The 3,223-nt window shown below is 36.4% G+C and carries 3 protein-coding genes; 1 reads left to right on the forward strand and 2 read right to left on the reverse strand.

Features of this window, described 5'->3' with window-relative positions; all coding sequences use genetic code 11:
• Positions 1-137: 137 nt before the first annotated feature.
• Together ACQKN2_RS22595 and ACQKN2_RS22600 are read right to left on the reverse strand one after the other, a co-directional pair.
• Positions 138-1,337 (reverse strand): AI-2E family transporter, encoded by a 1,200-nt coding sequence (locus tag ACQKN2_RS22595; protein WP_427416932.1) that lies wholly within the window; start codon positions 1,335-1,337, stop codon positions 138-140.
• A 64-nt stretch (positions 1,338-1,401) separates the two neighbouring features.
• Complete coding sequence (locus tag ACQKN2_RS22600) at positions 1,402-2,352, reverse strand: LCP family protein (RefSeq protein ID WP_427416933.1); 951 nt, start codon at positions 2,350-2,352, stop codon at positions 1,402-1,404.
• Positions 2,353-2,527: 175 nt separating this feature from the next.
• On the opposite strand from ACQKN2_RS22600, the gene msrA reads away from it, so the two are divergent.
• Positions 2,528-3,049 (forward strand): peptide-methionine (S)-S-oxide reductase MsrA, encoded by a 522-nt coding sequence (gene msrA / locus ACQKN2_RS22605; protein ID WP_427416934.1) that lies wholly within the window; start codon positions 2,528-2,530, stop codon positions 3,047-3,049.
• Positions 3,050-3,223 lie beyond the last annotated feature (174 nt).

A 3,223-nucleotide genomic window follows, 5' to 3' on the forward strand; every position in this document is an offset into this window, starting at 1 on the left:
TTGTTTCTCGACAATTCAAGTATATATAAATCGGTGAATCTGTGCTTTTTTTATGCGTGGAATTGTGCGAATACCCCAAAAAATATTATAGAACCTAAAAAAACAGCTACTGCACTTCTGCAGTAACTGTCTCTTCATTACACATCGTATTTTTGATGAATCTCATCCGTATAACGATTATAACGCTGTTTATATAGCTTAAATAAATGGGTCACAAGCACTTTTAAAATGGCATAGCCCGGAATCCCTAAAATGACACCTGGTACGCCAAATAAAGAACCGGCCGTTAATAACACAAAAATAATGGTAATTGGATGGATACTCAGTGATTTACCCATAATTTGTGGAGAAATAAATTTCCCTTCAATGAGCTGTACGACCGTCCACACAATGGCTAGCTTAATCAGCATGAATGGCGATGTAACAAGAGCGATAATGACCGCTGGTGTAATGGCGATGACAGGCCCTAAGTATGGAACCACGCTCGTAATCATAGCAAGGAAGCCAAGCAATAAGGCATATTTCATACCGATAATTAAAAAGCCGATAGTCACCATTGCTCCTATACACATGGACACTAAAATTTGCCCTTGAACATAGGAACTAATTTGCTTGTCCATGTCTTGTAAGATTTCTGTTACTTCTTTACGCATACGTGGCGGACAAATTTTTATAATAAAACTCGGTAGTTTTTTACCATCTTTAAGTAAGTAAAATAAAACAAATGGCACCGTCACTAATGATAGAACAATTCCAGTTAACGCTGAAACGAATCCAGTAATTCCAGATGCTACACCTTGCGCTAAATTCGTAGCCGTATCTTTTACCGTATCCACCATATCTGTAGTAAAATTCTCTACCATTGAATCATAATTTAAATTAACTTTATCTAAGTACTCGTTGAGACGTGCATTATTGAGAAACTCAGCAATATTTTGTGTAAATGCCATAAAATATCCCGGGAATTCCTGTGCTAAATTAGTAAACTGGTCTCTTAAAAACGGATAGACAAGTACTACTAATAACGTAATGATGCCAATCAGAATGATATATAGAAGAAAGATACCCCAAACTCTTGGGATTCGCCATCTTTCGAAAAGGCCCAATATTGGACGAAGTAAATAATACCCAATAATGGCTAATACCCCTGGTAGAATAACTACCTCAAATAAAACTTTTAGCGGGGTAAATATAAATGAAACTTTTTGGAACATAAAAATAACGCATGCTAATAATAATAAAACAATCAGTGTAAAAAATAAGTTTTTACCACCGATAAAGCGAATAAACTTCGTTGAAAAGAAATTCGAACGCTCATTTGATCTGTCTTTTTCCATCTAATCACCTCAATACCAATCCTATATCCTTATTTTACAAGATGATGTTGGATTTTGCGAAAAATCACTCTAAAGGAATTCCTAAAAATTTACGTAAAAATTCTTTGTTTTTCTCTACATCCATAACAATTGAATCACCGACACCTCTAAAGCTTTGGAAATTATAACTACCTTCAATTGGAACTGTTGCTTTTTCTATATTGACTTTACCTTTCGACACCATCTTCAGCACTTGCTTAACCTCTTCTGCTGATGAATAGTCTGTTGTTATATACCCTTGTGCTGCCCCAACGAATTTTGGTAAGTTCACCATATTTTGAGGTGATAAAACTTCATTTTTTAAGGCTTCGATAACCTTTTGCTGACGTGCTACTCGACCAAAATCTCCTTCAGCATCGTGTCGGAATCGGGCAAAGCCAAGTAATTCTTGACCGTTTAAGTTATGAACACCTTGTTTTAATGAAACCCCAATATTTTCGGACATATCTTTGTCTACATCCATTTCAACTCCATTTGGCGCTAAAATATCTACAAGAGATTCAAAATTTTTAAAATCAATAATGGCATAATGATGAATCGGTAGGCCAAACATATTGGTAATCGTATCTTTTAATAATTGAACACCGTCTAAATAGTACGCCGTGTTAAGCTTATAGGATTTATAGCCTGGAATATCTGCATAAATATCTCGCATGAGTGACACGAGCTTCATATCATTTGTTTTCTTATTCCACGATAATACCATCATTGTATCTGTACGTGATTTTTCTTCACCACGAGTATCGATCCCTAATAATAAATAGTTTTCCACATCGCCATTTACTGTATCGCCCTTGAAATCCTCTTGGGCTACCTTTGTATCACTTGCCAATTTGAGTCCACTTCGATATTGCATAACGGAATAACCTGCAATTACGATGACACAAAGTAATAGCAATGTGAAGAATGCTCTCCCTTTACGCAAGCGCCGTTTTTGGGGGCGCTGTGAGCGTCTTGAATAATCTTGCTCTTCCATAACTGTTAACTCCTCTATTTTTTATAGTAATGTAACGATTCAATGTAAAGAAAGGTTCATTTTATAGTATGTTGCGAATCCTTTCAATAACTATTTAAAAGTTATTTTACACCCTTTTTGCCAGGAATGAACCAAATAATGCTATAATATTTTCACGACAGAAAGGATGATGAACATGATTGAGAAAGCTACGTTTGCTGGCGGTTGTTTTTGGTGCATGGTAAAGCCATTTGTTGAATGGGATGGTATACATAAGATCACTTCCGGCTACATGGGTGGTCATATAGACAATCCTACTTATGAGGATGTCAAAAAAGGGACTTCTGGCCATATAGAAGTGGTCGAAATTGAATTCGACCCAAGCGTTTTTAGTTATGAGCAGCTCCTTGATATTTACTGGATGCAAATCGACCCTACAGATGCTTTTGGTCAATTCCATGACCGTGGTGAATCCTATACGACAACTATCTTTACTTATTCAGATGAACAAAAACGCATTGCAGAAGCTTCTAAGGAAAAGCTAGCAAACAGTGGTCGCTTTGATAAACCTATTGTAACCACAATTCGCGATGCTAAGTACTTCTACCCTGCTGAAGATTATCATCAGGACTTTTATAAAAAAGAATCGGAGCATTATCAAAAAGACCGAGCGCTTTCTGGCCGAGATCAGTTCATCGCTAAGCATTGGGAGAAATAACTTTTTGACGAATCACCTATTTAACTCAAGGTTTAGCCGTTTTCGAAATGGATTTTTCTTTTTTTGTTTACGTGTATAAAAAATAATGAACGGTCTATACTATTTAAGATTTCACTTTCAAATCCAATGACAAGGAGGGTTAACCCGATGAGTGGGGCTGACCGGTAACTCAGA

It is taken from the genome of Lysinibacillus sp. NPDC093688 (assembly GCF_050280145.1).
In the GTDB taxonomy this organism is placed as follows: Bacteria; Bacillota; Bacilli; order Bacillales_A; family Planococcaceae; genus Lysinibacillus; species Lysinibacillus xylanilyticus_B.

Excerpts from the sequence above, each read along its gene's own strand:
- ACQKN2_RS22595 (WP_427416932.1), bottom strand. The coding sequence starts at position 1,337 with ATGGAAAAAGACAGATCAAATGAGCGTTCGAATTTCTTTTCAACGAAG.
- ACQKN2_RS22600 (WP_427416933.1), bottom strand. The coding sequence starts at position 2,352 with ATGGAAGAGCAAGATTATTCAAGACGCTCACAGCGCCCCCAAAAACGG.
- msrA (WP_427416934.1), top strand. The coding sequence starts at position 2,528 with ATGATTGAGAAAGCTACGTTTGCTGGCGGTTGTTTTTGGTGCATGGTA.